This is a genomic window from Pseudomonas sp. Z2-11 (assembly GCF_054161305.1).
This window is the reverse complement of the sequence record NZ_CP096395.1, coordinates 3,699,288-3,714,909: the sequence shown is the minus strand read 5'-3', so window position 1 is coordinate 3,714,909 and position 15,622 is coordinate 3,699,288. Positions and strand designations below refer to the sequence as shown.

13 protein-coding genes are annotated in these 15,622 nt (G+C 61.9%); 4 read left to right on the top strand and 9 right to left on the bottom strand.

The window, feature by feature from the left end:
- The first annotated feature begins 327 nt into the window (after positions 1 to 327).
- Entirely contained in the window at positions 328 to 2,388 is a 2,061-nt protein-coding gene (locus M1E16_RS16395) for a carbon starvation CstA family protein (protein WP_458127876.1), read from the top strand.
- Positions 2,389 to 2,403: 15 nt separating this feature from the next.
- Positions 2,404 to 2,601, top strand: a complete 198-nt coding sequence (locus M1E16_RS16390; protein WP_003201656.1) for a YbdD/YjiX family protein — start codon at positions 2,404 to 2,406, stop codon at positions 2,599 to 2,601.
- 701 nt (positions 2,602 to 3,302) lie between these two features.
- Here the strand turns inward: M1E16_RS16390 and M1E16_RS16385 are convergent.
- Positions 3,303 to 5,099, bottom strand: a complete 1,797-nt coding sequence (locus tag M1E16_RS16385; RefSeq protein WP_458127875.1) for a methyl-accepting chemotaxis protein — start codon at positions 5,097 to 5,099, stop codon at positions 3,303 to 3,305.
- Between the two features lie 355 nt (positions 5,100 to 5,454).
- Between M1E16_RS16385 and M1E16_RS16380 the strand changes: the two genes are divergently transcribed.
- Positions 5,455 to 7,506, top strand: a complete 2,052-nt coding sequence (locus M1E16_RS16380) for a TonB-dependent siderophore receptor (protein WP_458127874.1) — start codon at positions 5,455 to 5,457, stop codon at positions 7,504 to 7,506.
- 208 nt (positions 7,507 to 7,714) lie between these two features.
- Here the strand turns inward: M1E16_RS16380 and M1E16_RS16375 are convergent, their stop codons facing one another.
- The 7 genes from M1E16_RS16375 to ribBA form a co-directional block, all read right to left on the bottom strand.
- On the bottom strand, positions 7,715 to 8,758 hold the full coding sequence (locus M1E16_RS16375; RefSeq protein WP_434697512.1) for an LLM class flavin-dependent oxidoreductase: 1,044 nt from the start codon (positions 8,756 to 8,758) through the stop codon (positions 7,715 to 7,717).
- Between the two features lie 30 nt (positions 8,759 to 8,788).
- Positions 8,789 to 9,274 (bottom strand): flavin reductase family protein, encoded by a 486-nt coding sequence (locus tag M1E16_RS16370; RefSeq protein ID WP_458127873.1) that lies wholly within the window; start codon positions 9,272 to 9,274, stop codon positions 8,789 to 8,791.
- A 40-nt stretch (positions 9,275 to 9,314) separates the two neighbouring features.
- On the bottom strand, positions 9,315 to 10,466 hold the full coding sequence (locus M1E16_RS16365) for an ABC transporter ATP-binding protein (protein WP_434601026.1): 1,152 nt from the start codon (positions 10,464 to 10,466) through the stop codon (positions 9,315 to 9,317).
- 17 nt (positions 10,467 to 10,483) lie between these two features.
- Positions 10,484 to 11,293 carry an ABC transporter permease gene (locus tag M1E16_RS16360; RefSeq protein ID WP_458127872.1) on the bottom strand — a complete coding sequence of 270 codons (810 nt, stop codon included), beginning with the start codon at positions 11,291 to 11,293 and terminating at the stop codon, positions 10,484 to 10,486.
- Between the two features lie 6 nt (positions 11,294 to 11,299).
- Positions 11,300 to 12,223 carry an ABC transporter permease gene (locus M1E16_RS16355; RefSeq protein ID WP_458130339.1) on the bottom strand — a complete coding sequence of 308 codons (924 nt, stop codon included), beginning with the start codon at positions 12,221 to 12,223 and terminating at the stop codon, positions 11,300 to 11,302.
- Positions 12,220 to 13,245 (bottom strand): ABC transporter substrate-binding protein, encoded by a 1,026-nt coding sequence (locus M1E16_RS16350; protein WP_434573712.1) that lies wholly within the window; start codon positions 13,243 to 13,245, stop codon positions 12,220 to 12,222. Before M1E16_RS16350 ends, M1E16_RS16355 begins: the two co-directional genes overlap by 4 nt.
- Positions 13,246 to 13,563: 318 nt before the next feature.
- Complete coding sequence (gene ribBA, locus M1E16_RS16345) at positions 13,564 to 14,673, bottom strand: bifunctional 3,4-dihydroxy-2-butanone-4-phosphate synthase/GTP cyclohydrolase II (protein WP_458127871.1); 1,110 nt, start codon at positions 14,671 to 14,673, stop codon at positions 13,564 to 13,566.
- Positions 14,674 to 14,755: 82 nt separating this feature from the next.
- Here ribBA and M1E16_RS16340 point away from each other — a divergent pair, with 82 nt between their 5' ends.
- On the top strand, positions 14,756 to 15,049 hold the full coding sequence (locus M1E16_RS16340; RefSeq protein ID WP_434697516.1) for a DUF1330 domain-containing protein: 294 nt from the start codon (positions 14,756 to 14,758) through the stop codon (positions 15,047 to 15,049).
- A 9-nt stretch (positions 15,050 to 15,058) separates the two neighbouring features.
- Here the strand turns inward: M1E16_RS16340 and M1E16_RS16335 are convergent, their stop codons facing one another.
- Entirely contained in the window at positions 15,059 to 15,622 is a 564-nt protein-coding gene (locus tag M1E16_RS16335; RefSeq protein WP_305500547.1) for an NUDIX hydrolase, read from the bottom strand.

The following is a 15,622-nucleotide window of genomic DNA, read 5'->3' as shown; positions in this document are numbered from 1 at the left end:
GTACTCCTGTCCGGATCCGGCGGGGAGGCGAATGGCGGCATCATATGCCAAACCCATGGGCGAAACATAAAACCTGTGGGAGCGAGCCTGTGTGGGAGCGAGCCTGCTCGCGAAGGCGTCGGGTCAGTCAGGATTATCGTTACCCGACACACCGCCTTCGCGAGCAGGCTCGCTCCCACAGGGGGACACAGGAGGAATTGGCATCTACGTAGTACTACGGATTTATTTATTGACGGCCAGCAGGGATATTGGGCCAGCTCCGAATTGCCGGGGCCACACTATAAAAACAATCGCCGCAATCCATTGGATATCGGCAGGAGACATGCAATGACAACCCGTCTGGTTAAACACCTCGCCTGGTTTGCCGTGGCTGTTCTGGGAGCGTGTGCGTTGAGCGTCGTGGCCCTGCGCCGCGGAGAGCCGATCAACGCCCTCTGGATCGTCGTCGCGGCTGTGGCCATCTACCTGGTCGCCTACCGCTACTACAGCCTCTTCATCGCCAACAACGTGATGCAACTCGATGCGCGCCGGGCCACGCCCGCCGTGCTCAACAACGATGGCCTGGACTATGTCCCGACCAACAAGCACATCCTTTTCGGCCACCACTTCGCGGCCATTGCCGGCGCGGGGCCGCTGGTCGGGCCGGTGCTGGCGGCGCAGATGGGTTATCTGCCCGGCACGCTCTGGCTGATCGCCGGCGTGGTGCTGGCCGGTGCGGTGCAGGACTTCATGGTCCTGTTCCTGTCGACCCGCCGCAACGGTCGCTCCCTGGGCGACATGGTGCGCGAGGAAATGGGCCGCATCCCCGGTACCATCGCGCTGTTCGGCTGCTTCCTGATCATGATCATCATCCTCGCGGTGCTGGCGCTGATCGTGGTCAAGGCCCTGGCCGAGAGCCCGTGGGGCATCTTCACGGTGATGGCGACCATCCCGATCGCGATGTTCATGGGCATCTACATGCGCTACATCCGCCCGGGCCGCATCGGTGAAATCTCGCTCATCGGCGTGCTGTTGCTGCTCGGTTCGATCTGGCTGGGCGGGCAGATCGCCGCCGACCCGGTCTGGGCCAAGGCCTTCACCTTCACCGGGATCCAGATCACCTGGATGCTGATCGGCTACGGTTTTGTCGCCGCGGTGCTGCCGGTGTGGCTGATCCTGGCGCCACGGGACTACCTGTCCACCTTCCTCAAGATCGGCACCATCATCGCCCTGGCGATCGGCATCCTGGTGACCATGCCCGAGCTGAAAATGCCGGCGCTGACCCAGTTCACCGACGGCACCGGACCGGTGTGGAAGGGCGGTCTGTTCCCGTTCCTGTTCATCACCATCGCCTGCGGCGCGGTCTCGGGTTTCCACGCGCTGATCTCCTCGGGCACCACGCCCAAGCTGCTGGATAACGAAACCAACGCGCGCTACATCGGTTACGGCGGCATGCTGATGGAGTCGTTCGTGGCGATCATGGCGATGGTCGCGGCCTCGGTGATCGAGCCGGGCGTGTATTTCGCCATGAACAGCCCGGCGGCGATCGTCGGTTCGGACGTGGTGGCCGTGGCCCAGACCGTCAGCAGCTGGGGTTTTGCAATCACCCCCGACGCGCTGCAAGCGGTGGCCAAGGACATCGGCGAGACCACCATCCTGGCCCGTGCCGGCGGTGCGCCGACCCTGGCGGTGGGTATCGCGCAGATCCTCCATTCGGTGCTGCCGGGTGAGAACACCATGGCGTTCTGGTACCACTTCGCGATCCTGTTCGAAGCGCTGTTCATCCTCACCGCGGTAGACGCCGGCACCCGTGCCGGGCGGTTCATGCTGCAGGACCTGCTCGGCTCGTTCGTCCCGGCCCTCAAGCGCACCGAATCGTGGACCGCCAACCTGATCGCCACCGCCGGCTGCGTCGCGCTGTGGGGTTACTTGCTGTATCAGGGCGTGATCGATCCGCTGGGCGGCATCAACACCTTGTGGCCGCTGTTCGGCATCTCCAACCAGATGCTGGCCGGTATCGCGCTGATGCTCGCCACCGTGGTGCTGATCAAGATGAAGCGCCAGCGCTACGTCTGGGTCACGCTGCTGCCGGCCAGCTGGCTGCTGATCTGCACCACCACCGCAGGCCTGATCAAGCTGTTCGACGCCAACCCGGCGATCGGCTTCCTGGCCCTGGCGCGCAAATACAACGATGCCCTGGCCGCCGGCCAGATCCTGGCCCCGGCCAAGAGCATCGAGCAGATGCAGCACGTGGTGTTCAACGCCTACACCAACGCAACGCTGACGGTGTTGTTCCTGTTCGTGGTCTTCAGCATCCTGTTCTACGCGCTCAAGGTCGGCATCGCCGCCTGGGGCACGAAAGAACGCACGGACAAGGAAGCGCCATTCCAGGCGCTGCCGGACGCTTGATAGGGGATTGCAACGATGTTCAATGACTTGAGTCGCCTCGGTAAATACCTCGGTCAGGCCGCCCGCCTGATGGTCGGCATGCCCGACTACGACAACTACGTCGAGCACATGCAAACCAAGCACCCCGACAAGCCGCTGATGGACTACGAGGCGTTCTTCCGAGAACGCCAGGAAGCCCGCTACGGTGGCAAGGGTGGCCCCAAATGCTGTTGAACTGAAGTAATCCCCTGTGGGAGCGAGCCTGCTCGCGAAAGCGGAGTGTCAGTCGATGAAGATGTCGACTGACCTGACGCCTTCGCGAGCAGGCTCGCTCCCACAGTTGTTTTGGGTTGGACCCAGGATTTGCGTTTGCCACAGATGCCCCTGTGGGAGCGAGCCTGCTCGCGAAAGCGGGGTGTCAGTCGATGAAGATGTCGACTGACTGGGCGCCTTCGCGAGCAGGCTCGCTCCCACAGTTGTTTTGGGTTGGACTCAGGATTTGCATGCGCCACAGATCCCCTTGTGGGAGCGAGCCTGCTCGCGAAAGCGGAGTGTCAGTCAAGGATGATTTCGACTGACCTGGCGCCTTCGCGAGCAAGCTCGCTCCCACAGTTGTTTTGGGTTGGACTCAGGATTTGCATGCGCCACAGATGCCCTTGTGGGAGCGAGCCTGCTCGCGAAAACGGAGTGTCAGTCGATGAAGATGTCGACTGACCTGGCGCCTTCGCGAGCAGGCTCGCTCCCACAGTTGTTTGGGGTGAATTCAGGATTGTATGTGCGCAGAAAGGCCAATGTGGCGAGGGAGCTTGCTCCCGCTGGCGTGCGCAGCAGGCCCCGGCGGTTCTTCAGGCTGACCGCATCGCCCGTCTTGCGACTGCTGCGTAGCCGAGCGGGAGCAAGCTCCCTCGCCACAATTGTCTGGCTTGATCCTTTGATCAGTCAGCCAGCAACACCGCCGCATCAAACCCCACCCGCAGGTTGCCCCAGTGACGGCCGCCAAAGAAGAACGGTACGTCGATCTCGGTCATGATTTCCCCGGTGTCGCGCAGGTAGGTCTGGAGCAGGAAGCGCTGGACGTTGCCCGCCGCGCGCAGGCCGATCGGGTCGTTGAAGATCCGCTTGTTGCGGCACACCGGCAGGTCGACCGCGCGGTCGCCGGTGGGTTGCTTGGACACCCAGCTGTTGTTGACCGGGCAATAGCCCTTCGTATCGACGATGAACGAGACCTTGCCGCCCGGCGTGCTGCGGGTCAGCTTGTCGCATTCTTCCTGGCAGACCCGGGCAAAGCGTTCGGTGTAGCTGGTCATGTACTGCTTGGGATCGGTACCCGGAATCAGCTGGTAATTCTGGTCGAACAGGTTGACGCCTTGTTCCTGTAGCGCCTGCAGCTGAACCTGGAGTGTGTCGCGGCATTCGCTGGCGCGGGTGATGGCGGCGTCCAGCTTGCCGTGGCCGAGCACGAAGCGGCCCAGCAGCGTCTGGACCTTCTCGGCAACACCGGACAGATCGCGGGTGGCGGTCGCCGACTGCTGCATGCGCTGGTCGATCGACTGGCTGTCGGCATGGATCTGGGTGACGCGTTCGTTGATACCGGTGTTGGAGTCGGCGAACTGCTGGATGTGGTCGGCGATATCCGCCAGTTTGCCGTTGGTGGACTCGAAGTCGACGATCATGCTCTCGAAATGGCCAGAGGCGCGTTCCACTACCTTCTGGGTCTCCCGGGCGCTGTGGCTGATCTGGGTGGTCTGCTCGTGGGTGGAACTGACCTCCTGGAGCATCGCGTCGATGTTGCGCGAAATATCGTCGGTAGCCCGGCTGACGTTCTGCGCCAGGGTGCGCACTTCATCGGCGACCACGGCGAAGCCACGGCCACTTTCCCCGGCGCGCGCCGCTTCGATGGCGGCGTTGAGCGCCAGCAGGTTGGTCTGGGCGGAAATCTGCTGGATCAGCCCGACGATGGATTTGATGCTCGACGAACGCTGGTTCAGCGCGTCCACCAGCGTGGCGAACTCACCCAGGCTGCTGGAGATCTCGCTGATGTTGCCGGTCACTTCCAGCAACTCGGCATAGGAGTCGCGGGCCATGTTCAGGTTCTGCGCGGTGGTGCTGGAGATGCCCTGGGTCTGGCGCGAGACTTCTTCGATACGGCCCACGGCGGTGTTGCTCTGGTCCATCACTTCCTTGGCGAAGCGCGCCTGGTGGGTCGCGCTGTCGCTGGAGTCGCTGATGTTCTTCAATGAACGGGCCGACTCCACGGCAATGTGCACCGTCAAGGCCTGGACGTTGCTGATGATCTCGCGCTGCTTGGCCAGGAAGCGGTTGCAGGTGGCGGCCAGCGTGCGGATCTCGTCATGGGTGACCAGCGGCAAGTCCTTGGACAAGTCGCCTTCGCCGTTGGCGATCTCTTCCAGCGCCTTGGTCATCACAGTGACGGGGCGCACGATGAGGTGGCGGAAATACCAGACCATGAAGCTGATCATGCCGAACGTCAGGAGCGCGCCGAAGAGCAGGGCATGGGTGAGGCTGTCGAGGCGATCTTCGATCTGGCCCAGCAGCGCGGCGTCCAGTTGGGCCGTGCGCAACTGCACGAGAATATCGGCCCGGGCACTGACGGCGACCCAGTACAGCAGGCCACTGACGACGACCAGCAGGAAAAGGCTTGAAAGCTTTTTGGTGAGGGTATCGAAGAATTGCATCTCGATAGACTCGTACAAGGCCTTTAACGTCTGCATGCCGCTGCTCCTGGGCAAAAAAATCACTGAATGGAATACATTCGACCGCTGGCGCCAAAGCTTTAGGGTAGCAGGGCGATTTGATATCACTTTGTGGGAGCGAGCTTGCTCGCGAAGGCGCAGGTACAGCCAACATCAATGCTGGCAGACCCACCGCTTTCGCGAGCAGGCTCGCTCCTACAGGGTGTATAGCGCTATCAATTTGATACAAAAGATTTACTGGGAATGATTCTCAAAGTATATTCGCTCTCATTCACATCCCCCCCATGAGTGCAGCGTCTTGAATCGTTCCACCCCCCTCGCTTACCGCAATGCCCTCGTCAAATGTGTTTTACCTGCGTTGTCCTGCTGTTTCATGGCAAGCCCCTTGAAGGCCCAGGACACCCTTGAACTGCCCACCACGGATGTGCAAGGCAGTCGGATCATTCAGGACGAAGGCTACACGGCGACGCAAGCCAGCACGGCGAGCAAGAGCGATGTACCGATCAAGGAAGAGGCGCAGTCGATCAACGTGGTGACCCAGCAGACCCTGGCGGACTACCAGGTGCGCTCGCTGAACGACGCGATGAAGTTCGTCAGCGGCGTCAGCCAGGGCAACACCCTGGGGGGCTCCCGGGACTCGCTCGTCAAGCGCGGTTTTGGCACCAACGATGACGGTTCGATCCTGCGCGATGGTGTGCGTTCGAACCTGGGCCATAACTTCAGCGCCACCACTGAGCGAGTCGAAGTGCTCAAGGGCCCGGCCTCTATGTTGTACGGCGCGCTGGAACCGGGTGGCCTGATCAACGTCATCAGCAAGAAGCCCGAATACACCCAGAGCACCACATTGAGCGGTTCCGCCTACAGCGAGGGCGGCGGCACCATGGCCCTGGACACCACCGGGCCGTTGGGCGACACCGGGTTGGCCTATCGCCTGATCGCCGAACGCGGCCATGAGGATTACTGGCGCAACTACGGCGTCAACGAGAGCACGCTGGTGGCGCCATCGCTCGCCTGGACCGGTGAGCGTGCTTCGTTGAACCTGAGTTATGAGTACAACGAATATTCCAACCCGTTTGACCGTGGCACGGTGTTCAAGAATGGACATCCGGCCGACATCGACTATGACAAGCGCCTGGACGAGCCTTGGGCCAAGAGCGTCGGGATCCGCGAGACGGCCACCGCACGGTTCGAGTACGAGCTGAGCGAGGCGTGGAAAACCCGGGTGACCTACGGCTGGAACAATGACCGCTACAGTCTTGCGATTGCCCAGCCCGCTACGCTCACAGGAAATGTTCTGCGCCGCAGGGCCAATGGCGCCCATTACGATGATGAGACCCGTTACGCCAGTTGGGATTTCATGGGTAAGCAAGAGCTGCTCGGCCAGCGTCATGACCTGTTGCTCGGCATCGATAATCAGGTATCCGATCAATTCCGGGGCAAGACCTATCGTGGCAACCCGCAGCCCGGCTTCAACATAACTTCACCGGTTTACGGCAACCTGCCAGAGCCGAGTTTGGTCAGCACTACCGACAGTGATCTGCGAAACCAATTGAACTCCAGTTCCGTGTACCTGAAAGACAACTGGCATTTGGATGACCGCTGGATTCTTGTAGTCGGTGGTCGTTATCAACATTACGACCAATACAGCGATCAAGGCGTAGGCAGGGATTACGAAATCAATCGCGATGACAACGGCGACGCCTTCGTGCCATTCCTCGGCCTGGTTTACAAAGCCACCGACAGCCTGTCGCTGTATGGCAACTACAGCCGCTCCTTCAAGCCGAACGACGACGTTGACGACGCCGGCAATACCTTCGATCCGGAAGAGGGCCGCAGCTATGAAATCGGCGCAAAGTACGATCCGCTCCCAGGCTTGAATATCAACCTTGCGCTGTTCGACATCGTGAAGAAAAACGTCGTGACGTCCTCCACGGTCAATGGCGTGACGCTGGCGGAAGCCGCCGGCAAGGTAGGTTCCCAGGGTCTGGAACTCGACATCACGGGCCGCCTCGCCGACCGCTGGGACCTGATCGGGACTTACGCCTACACCCATACGGAAATCCTCGACGATCCGGAGGACGAAGGCCACCGTCTGGCCGATGCTCCCAAGCACACCGCCAGCCTGTACCTGAGCCACCATCTGAACGTGCCGGCCGAATTCGGCGCCTGGCACGCCGGGGCCGGAGCGCGGTATGTCGGCGAACGCGCCGCCAACAACGCCAACGATTTCTGGCTCAGCAGCTACACCGTCGCCGACGCGTTCCTGCGCTGGGAGTCGCCGGTGTTCGGACAAAAGACCTCGTTGCAGTTGAACGTCGACAACCTGTTCGACAAGCAGTACTACCCGTCGTCTACCGGGAGCCAGTTGCAGGTCAACGTCGGCGAGCCGCGTACTGCCAGATTGAGCGCCAGCGTGACGTTCTGATCGCAGTGCTTGAATAAAAATGCCCGGGCATCAAATGTCCGGGCATTTTTTTTCAGCTTCAATCCGCCTTCGCGAGCAGGCTCGCTCCCACATAGGCTGCGGGTGTTCCAGACCCTGTGGGAGCGAGCCTGCTCGCGAAGACGGTGGCACATTCAACATTGATACTGACTGACACTACGCTTTCGCGAGCAAGCCCGCTCCCACAGGATCAGCGAAACGCCGGCACCACCTGCTGGATGAACAACTCCAGGGATTTTTTCTTCTCGGCATGCGGCAAGCTGTTGTCGCACCAGAAGCTGAACTCGTCCACGCCCAGTTCCTGGTAGTACTTGATCCGCTCGATGATCTCTTGCGGCGTGCCGACCATGGTGTTCTTGCGGATGTTCTCCAGCTGGAACTCCGGGCGCTCGGCGAATTTTTCTTCCGGGCTTGGCGCCAGGAAGCCATTGACCGGCACCTGCTTGTTGCCGAACCAGGCGTCGAAGGTGCGATAGAACTTCGAGATTGCCTGGGCACCGATCTTCCAGCCCTCGGGATCGTCCTCGGCGTGCACATGGGTGTGGCGCAGCACCATCAATTGCGGACGTGGCACGTCGGGATTGTTGTCCAGGGCGGCCTGGAATTTGTTCTTCAGGTCGAGGACTTCTTCATCGCCTTTCATCAAAGGCGTGACCATCACGTTGCAGCCATTGGCGACGGCGAAGTTGTGCGAGTCAGGGTCGCGGGCGGCGATCCACATCGGCGGATGAGGCTTGCGGATTGGCTTGGGCACGCAGGTGGAAGTGGGGAATTTCCAGATCTCGCCGTCGTGGGCGTAGTCGCCTTGCCACAGTGCGCGCACCACCGGGACCATTTCCCGCAATGCCTGGCCGCCGGAAGAAGCTGGCATGCCGCCGGCCATGCGGTCGAATTCTACCTGGTAGGCGCCCCGGGCCAGCCCGACTTCCATGCGGCCGTTGCTGATAACGTCGAGCAACGCGCATTCGCCAGCCACCCGTAGCGGGTGCCAGAACGGCGCGATGATGGTGCCGGCGCCGAGGTGAATGGTCGTGGTCTTGCCGGCCAGGTACGCCAGCAGCGGCATCGGGCTTGGCGAAATGGTGTATTCCATGGCGTGGTGTTCGCCGATCCACACGGTACTGAAACCGCCGGCTTCGGCCATCAGCGTCAGCTCGCTGAGGTCTTCGAACAACTGGCGATGGCTGACGCTTTCGTCCCAGCGCTCCATGTGTACGAACAGGGAAAATTTCATGGCGCTTTCTCTTTATTGTTGACGATCGGTTCAGGCGAGGACGGGCAGGGCGCCCATCTTGCCGTGGCAATAAACCAGCGGCCCCGGTGTGTGTTGCGGCACGATCAGGTTCTTCACGGCGCCGACCATGATGGCGTGGTCGCCACCCTCGTATTCACGCCACAGTTCGCATTCGATGATGGCGGTAGCGTTGCCCAACAACGGATTGCCCAGCTCGCTCAAGGTCCATTCGATGCCCTGGGCCTTGTCCTTGCCTTTGCGGGCGAACGCGTAGGCTTCGTTCTGCTGGCCGCCGGAAAGCACGTGGATGGCGAAGCGTTTGTTCCGGATCAGCACCGGATAGGAATCGGAGCTGTAGTTGGGGCAGAACAGCACCAGGGCCGGGTCCATCGACAATGAACTGAAGGCGCTGGCGGTCAGCCCGACGATTTTCCCGTCATCGTCCAGCGTGGTGATCACCGTCACGCCGGACGGGAACGAACCCATGACTTGTTTGTAGAGGTTGGCATCGATCATTTCGCAGTCCTCGCTCGCAGGCGGTTATGACGCAGTGTTCTCAGTGGGCGCCGGCGGCCTTGTTCAGGTCGCTCTCGGCCCATTGGGTGTAGACGCAGGCATCGGCGGCGGCCCAGCGCACCCGCACCGGGTCGCCGGCCTTGAGCGGCATGCCCGCGGCGGACAGCGCCTTGACGGTCATCTGGGTGCCGCCGGAGGTGACCACGCTGCAGGTCTGGCTTTCGCCAAGAAAGAGCACCTCCACGACCTTGGCCGAGACTTCGTTCCAGCCGGCCGGCAGGGTGTCCTGGGTCGCCTGCTCGACACTCAGGGCCAGGGCTTTTTCCGGGCGGACCATCAGCAGTACGTCCTGGTCGGTTTGCAGGCCGGTGGTCAGGCGGATCGACAGTGACTGGCCTTCGAAGGTCGCCGCGGCATTGCCCTGGGCCTTGAGCTTGAGGAAGTTGGAGTTGCCCAGGAACGAGGCGACAAAGGCGTTCGGTGGATTCTGGTAGAGGTCGTAGCCACTGCCCAGACCGACGATCTTGCCGTGGCTGAAGATCGCGATGCGCTGGGACAGGCGCATGGCTTCTTCCTGGTCGTGGGTGACGTAGACGATGGTGATGCCCAGCCGGCGGTGCAACTGGCGCAGTTCGTCCTGCAAATCTTCGCGCAGCTTTTTGTCCAGCGCGCCGAGAGGTTCGTCCATCAGCAGGATGCGCGGTTCATAGACCAGCGCCCGGGCAATTGCCACGCGCTGTTGTTGGCCGCCGGACAGTTGCGAAGGGCGCCGATGGGCGAACTCTCCCAGTTGCACCAGCTTGAGCATGGCGTCGACCCGGCGTTCGCGTTCGGCGCTGGCCAGTTTGCGGATCGCCAGCGGGAAGGCGATGTTGTCGCGCACCGACAGATGAGGGAACAACGAATAGCGCTGGAACACCATGCCGATGTCGCGCTTGTGCGGCGGCACGTTGACCAGGGATTTGCCATCCACCAGGATCTCGCCGCTGCTGGGGGTTTCGAAACCGGCCAGCATCGACAGGGTGGTGCTCTTGCCCGAGCCGCTGGAGCCGAGGAAGGTCAGGAATTCACCGTCCTGGATCTCCAGGGATATATCGTCCACGGCGGCAAAGTCGCCGTAGTGCTTGTTCAGGTTGCGCAGGCTGACCAGGGTTTTGTTGTTCTGCTGTGCGGGGTCTTTGACGGCACTCATCGTATTCTCCTAGGCGCTCAGGCGCTGATTTCGTTGCGCCGGCGCAGGGCGGCGGCGATCACCATTACCAGCACCGAGAGGCCGATCAGCAGCGTCGAAGCGACGGCGATCACAGGCGTCAGGTCCTGGCGCAAAGTGGTCCACATTTTTACCGGCAAGGTCTGCAGGGTCGGGCTGGCCATCATCACGCTCAGCACAACCTCGTCCCACGACACCAGGAATGCGAACAAGGCGCCGGCGACCATGCCCGGGCGAATCGCCGGGAAGGTCACCTTGAACACCGCTTGCAGGCGCGAGGCGCCGCAGATCACCGCCGCGTCTTCGATGGATTGGTCGAACAGCTTGAGCGAGTTGATGATCGAGATGATGGTGAACGGCAGCGCGACGATTACGTGGCTGACCACGAAGGCAAACATCGTCCCGGTGTAGCCGAGTTTCAGGAACAGCGCGTAGACCGCCACGGCGATGATCACCAGCGGCACGATCATCGGCAGGGTGAACAGGCCGTAGAGCATTTCCCGGCCGGGAAAGCGTCCACGTACCAGGGCAAATGCGGTAGGCAGGCCCAGGGCCACGGCGCAGACGGTGGTCAGCAGCGCGACCTTGAGGCTGGTCAGCGCGGCGCTCATCCAGTCGGGGTTGGAGAAGAACTGGCCGTACCATTTGAAGGTCCAGCCCGGCGGCGGAAACACCAGCCACTGCGACGAGCCGAACGACAGCAGCACGATGAACACGATGGGCAGCAGCAGGAACAGCGCGATCAGCCCGGTGGTGAAATACAGGCCGAACCGCATGCGCCGGCTCATGGCATTGGGAGTCAGGAGCATGACGGCTTACCTCGCGTTGCTGGCGCCCACCGGGGATTCCGGCTGGAGCTTCAGGTAGAAGTAGAACAACACCAGGGTGATCGCCACCAACAAGGCGGCACCGGCGCTGGCCAGGCCCCAGTTGAGGAACGACTGCACCTGCTGGATGATGAATTCCGGCAGCATCATGTTCTGCGCGCCGCCCAGCAGCGCCGGGGTCACGTAGTAACCGAGAGACATCACGAAGACCATCAGCCCGCCGGAAAACAGCCCCGGCCGGCACAGCGGCAGGAACACCCGGAAGAAGTTGGTCCAGGGGCTGGCGCCGCAGATGGAACCGGCCTGCAGGATCATCGGGTCGATGGCTTGCATGGTCGCCTGCAGCGGCAGGACGATGAACGGGATCATGATGTAGCTCATGCCGATCACCACGCCGGTGAGGTTGTGCACCATCTCTAGCGGCTGGTCGATGATGCCCAGGGCCATCAATGCCTTGTTCACCACGCCCGAGGCCTGCAACAGCACCAGCCAGGAATAGGTGCGGGCCAGCAGGCTGGTCCACATCGACAGCAGCACGATGTTCAGCATCCAGCGGCCCCAGCCACGGGGCACCAGGGTGATGGCCCAGGCCAGCGGGAAGCCCAGCAGCAGGCTGAACAACGTCACCAGCCCGGCCACCGAAAAGGTGTTGAACAGCACCCGGGCGTAAGCCGAGTTGGCGAACAGCTGCTCGTAGTTGCCCAGGCCCGGCACGGGTTCCAGCACGCCGCGCAGCAGCAGGCCGATCAGTGGCGCCAGGAAGAACAGGCCGAGGAACAGCAGCGCAGGAATCAGGTTGCCGGCGCCGCGCCAGCGTTGCATCAACGACGGCGTCTGCTTGCGCACCACGGCCGGACCGGCAGCGCCGACGGCGCTCCCGGTGCGAGGGGTTGCCGCTGCCGCCATTTTCATTTGACCAGCCATTCATTCCACCGTGTCGCGATGTCCTGACCGTTCTTGGCCCAGTACGCAAAATCCAGCGTGATCTGATCCTTGGCGTAGGCGGTCGGCAGGTTGGGGGCGAGCACCGAATCCAGGCGCGCGATGCTGTCAACGTTGACGGGGGCGTAGGCGGTCAGGTTGGAGAAATCGGCCTGGCCCTTGGCGCTGCTGGCGTTGGCCAGGAACTTCATGGCGGCGGCCTTGTTTTTCGCACCTTTCGGGATAACCAGGATATCGGCCATGACCAGATTCTGCTTCCAGCTCACGCCGACCGGCGCGCCGTCCTGTTGCAAGGCATAGATCCGACCGTTCCAGAACTGGCCGATGCTGGCCTCGCCGGACGCCAGCAATTGCTGGGACTGGGCGCCGCCGCCCCACCAGACGATGTCTTTCTTGATGGTGTCGAGTTTCTTGAAGGCGCGGTCCAGGTCCAGCGGATAGAGCTTGTCCTGCGCCACGCCATCGGCCAGCAGAGCCAGTTCCAGCACGCCAGGGCTTGGCCATTTGTAGAGGGCGCGCTTGCCTGGGTAGGTCTTGGTGTCGAACAGCGCGGACCAATCCGTTGGCTTGCCCGAACCGAGCTTGCCTTCGTTGTAGCCGAGCACGAAGGAGAAATAGAACGAGCCGACACCGTGGTCGGAGACGAAGCGCGGGTCGATCTTGTCGCGCTGGATGACCGAGAAATCGAGAGGTTCGAGCAGGCCTTCGGCGGCGGCACGCAGGGCAAAGTCGGCCTCGACATCGACCACGTCCCATTGCACGTTGCCGCTTTCGACCATGGCCTTGAGTTTGCCGTAGTCGGTCGGGCCATCCTGGACCACGGTGATGCCGCTGGCCTTGCTGAACGGATCGGCCCAGGCCTGCTTCTGCGCGTCCTGGGTGCTGCCGCCCCAACTGACGAAATTGACGCTTTCAGCGGCCATCGTCGCCTGGCTGGTGACACTCAGCAGGCCGGCAAAAAGAATTGCGGCTGCACTTTTCTTCAACACCATGTTCACGCCCTCATTGTTGTGTTTATTGAGTGGGCTTCTGTTCGCCCACTTATCGGGAGCTTTGGGTCAAGCGAGTCTTGCAAGTGACCGCGCCAGGGTAGGCAGAAGCGTTCGGTCGATGGAATATCATATTATGGTATTCCAAGCTTTCTGCAAGGGTTTTGCCGTACCGGCTATCTGCCTGACGGAATTTTGCGGTGATCTACTGTGGGAGCGAGCCTGCTCGCGAAAGCGGTCGTTCAGTCGACTTCAATGTTGCCTGGCATGCCGCTTTCGCGAGCAGGCTCGCTCCCACAGGGCCTATGTGTATCCTCCCGGCTATCCGGTAAAAGCAATGCTCTCCACCACCTCCAGGTCGTACCCGGTCAACCCGGCATACTTAAGCGGTGGCCCGAGATGCCGCAGCTTGCCAACACCCAGGTCCTGCAGAATCTGCGCGCCAGTGCCTACTTCAGAATAGATGCGCGATTGGGAACGGCTGAACTGGCGGGGCGGCTGGGTGAGCTGCGGCACACGCTCGAGCAACGCCTGGGATGACTCGTGGTTGGCCAGCACCACCACCACGCCGCAACCTTCCTCCGCCACTCTCTGCAGGGCCGCCCACAACGTCCAGTTGGAAGGCCCGTTGTACTCGGCACCCACCAGGTCCCGCAGTGGGTCGATCACATGCACGCGCACCAGCGTCGGCTCTTCCCGACGGATATCGCCCATGACCATCGCCATATGCACGCCGCCTTCGATGCGGTCTTCGAAGGTGAACAAGCGGAAGGTGCCATGCACCGTCGGCAGTTCCCGTTCACCGATGCGCACCACCGTGTGCTCGGTGCTCAGGCGGTAGTGGATCAGGTCGGCGATGGTGCCGATCCTGATCCCGTGCTTGCGGGCGAAAATTTCCAGGTCCGGCCGGCGCGCCATGGTGCCGTCATCGTTCATGACTTCGACAATCACCGATGCCGGCGTGAAGCCTGCCAGGCGCGCCAGGTCGCATCCGGCTTCGGTATGCCCGGCGCGGGTCAGTACGCCGCCTTCCTTGGCCCGCAGCGGGAAGATATGCCCCGGCTGGACAATGTCGGCCGGCCCCGCGTCACGAGCAACAGCGGCGGCGACGGTGCGCGCCCGGTCAGCGGCGGAGATACCTGTGGTCACACCCGTGGCGGCCTCGATGGACACCGTGAACGCGGTGCTGAACACGCTGCCGTTGCTCGGCACCATCTGTTCGAGGCCCAGGCGCTGGCAGTGTTCGTCGGTCAGGGTCAGGCAGATCAGCCCGCGTGCTTCGCGGGCCATGAAGCTGATCGCCTGGGCATTGCAACAATCGGCGGCGAGCAGCAGGTCGCCTTCGTTTTCCCGATCTTCGTCATCCACCAGCAACACCATCTTGCCCAGGCGGTAGTCTTCGATGATTTCCTCAATGCTGTTAAAGGCCATGGCGGGCTCTCTTTGTTTTGGAGGGTGCAGGATGGAAACAGCTTGTGGTATACCATAATACAAAACAAACACAGAGGTCACTATGAAGGCGTACTGGATTGCTCATGTGGATGTCAGCGACCCCGATCAATACAGCCAATACACCCAGCGCGCGCCAGCGGCGTTTGCCTTGTATGGCGCACGGATGCTCGCCCGAGGCGGACGCAGCGAAGCGATGGAAGGCAGGGCCACGCCGCAGCGCAGCGTGGTGATCGAATTCGATTCCTACGAACAGGCGCTGGCCTGCTATCACTGCGAGGAGTATCAGCAGGCGAAGAAGCACCGTGAAGGTGTGGCGCGGGCCGAGGTGATCATCGTCGAGGGCGTGGCGCCCTGACCGCAGGCGTCAGCGGATGAAGTGAATCTTGCCGCTGTCGTCGTTGCCCATGTAGATGCCGTAGACCCCGGCCTGGCGTTCCTCGATGTAACGTTCGAGGATCTGCCGGATGGCCGGGTAATAGATGCTGTCCCATGGGATGTCTTCGGCAGCGAAGAATTGGCAGGCGAGGGTTTCCGCGCCGAACTCGCCGGTGATTTCCAGCGCGATGGCGCGGAAGATGATGTACACCTCGCTGATTTTCGGCACGCTGAAAATCGAGTAGGGCGAGATGATTTCGGCGCGCACGCCGGTCTCTTCCCAGACTTCACGCAGGGCCGCCTGCTCGGTGGTCTCGTTGCCTTCCATGAAGCCGGCCGGCAGTGTCCAGGTGCCGGGGCGTGGCGGGATGGCGCGTTGGCACAACAGGTACTTGCCGTCCTGTTCGATGATGCAGCCGGCGATGATCTTCGGGTTCACGTAGTGGATGTAGCCGCAGCCGCCGCACATCAGCCGCTCATGGGTATCGCCCGCTGGCAGGCGCTGGCTCAAGTCAGTGCCGCCACACTTTGGACAAAAGCTCGGGCTGAACAT

What these genes read in the sequence shown, in the direction of transcription:
- M1E16_RS16375 (WP_434697512.1), bottom strand. Translation starts at nt 8,758, where the DNA reads ATGAAATTTTCCCTGTTCGTACACATGGAGCGCTGGGACGAAAGCGTC.
- M1E16_RS16390 (WP_003201656.1), top strand. Translation starts at nt 2,404, where the DNA reads ATGTTCAATGACTTGAGTCGCCTCGGTAAATACCTCGGTCAGGCCGCC.
- ribBA (WP_458127871.1), bottom strand. Translation starts at nt 14,673, where the DNA reads ATGGCCTTTAACAGCATTGAGGAAATCATCGAAGACTACCGCCTGGGC.
- M1E16_RS16340 (WP_434697516.1), top strand. Translation starts at nt 14,756, where the DNA reads ATGAAGGCGTACTGGATTGCTCATGTGGATGTCAGCGACCCCGATCAA.
- M1E16_RS16370 (WP_458127873.1), bottom strand. Translation starts at nt 9,274, where the DNA reads ATGATCGATGCCAACCTCTACAAACAAGTCATGGGTTCGTTCCCGTCC.
- M1E16_RS16395 (WP_458127876.1), top strand. Translation starts at nt 328, where the DNA reads ATGACAACCCGTCTGGTTAAACACCTCGCCTGGTTTGCCGTGGCTGTT.
- M1E16_RS16355 (WP_458130339.1), bottom strand. Translation starts at nt 12,223, where the DNA reads ATGAAAATGGCGGCAGCGGCAACCCCTCGCACCGGGAGCGCCGTCGGC.
- M1E16_RS16360 (WP_458127872.1), bottom strand. Translation starts at nt 11,293, where the DNA reads ATGCTCCTGACTCCCAATGCCATGAGCCGGCGCATGCGGTTCGGCCTG.
- M1E16_RS16385 (WP_458127875.1), bottom strand. Translation starts at nt 5,099, where the DNA reads ATGCAGACGTTAAAGGCCTTGTACGAGTCTATCGAGATGCAATTCTTC.
- M1E16_RS16380 (WP_458127874.1), top strand. Translation starts at nt 5,455, where the DNA reads ATGGCAAGCCCCTTGAAGGCCCAGGACACCCTTGAACTGCCCACCACG.
- M1E16_RS16365 (WP_434601026.1), bottom strand. Translation starts at nt 10,466, where the DNA reads ATGAGTGCCGTCAAAGACCCCGCACAGCAGAACAACAAAACCCTGGTC.
- M1E16_RS16350 (WP_434573712.1), bottom strand. Translation starts at nt 13,245, where the DNA reads ATGGTGTTGAAGAAAAGTGCAGCCGCAATTCTTTTTGCCGGCCTGCTG.
- M1E16_RS16335 (WP_305500547.1), bottom strand. Translation starts at nt 15,622, where the DNA reads ATGTTCAGCCCGAGCTTTTGTCCAAAGTGTGGCGGCACTGACTTGAGC.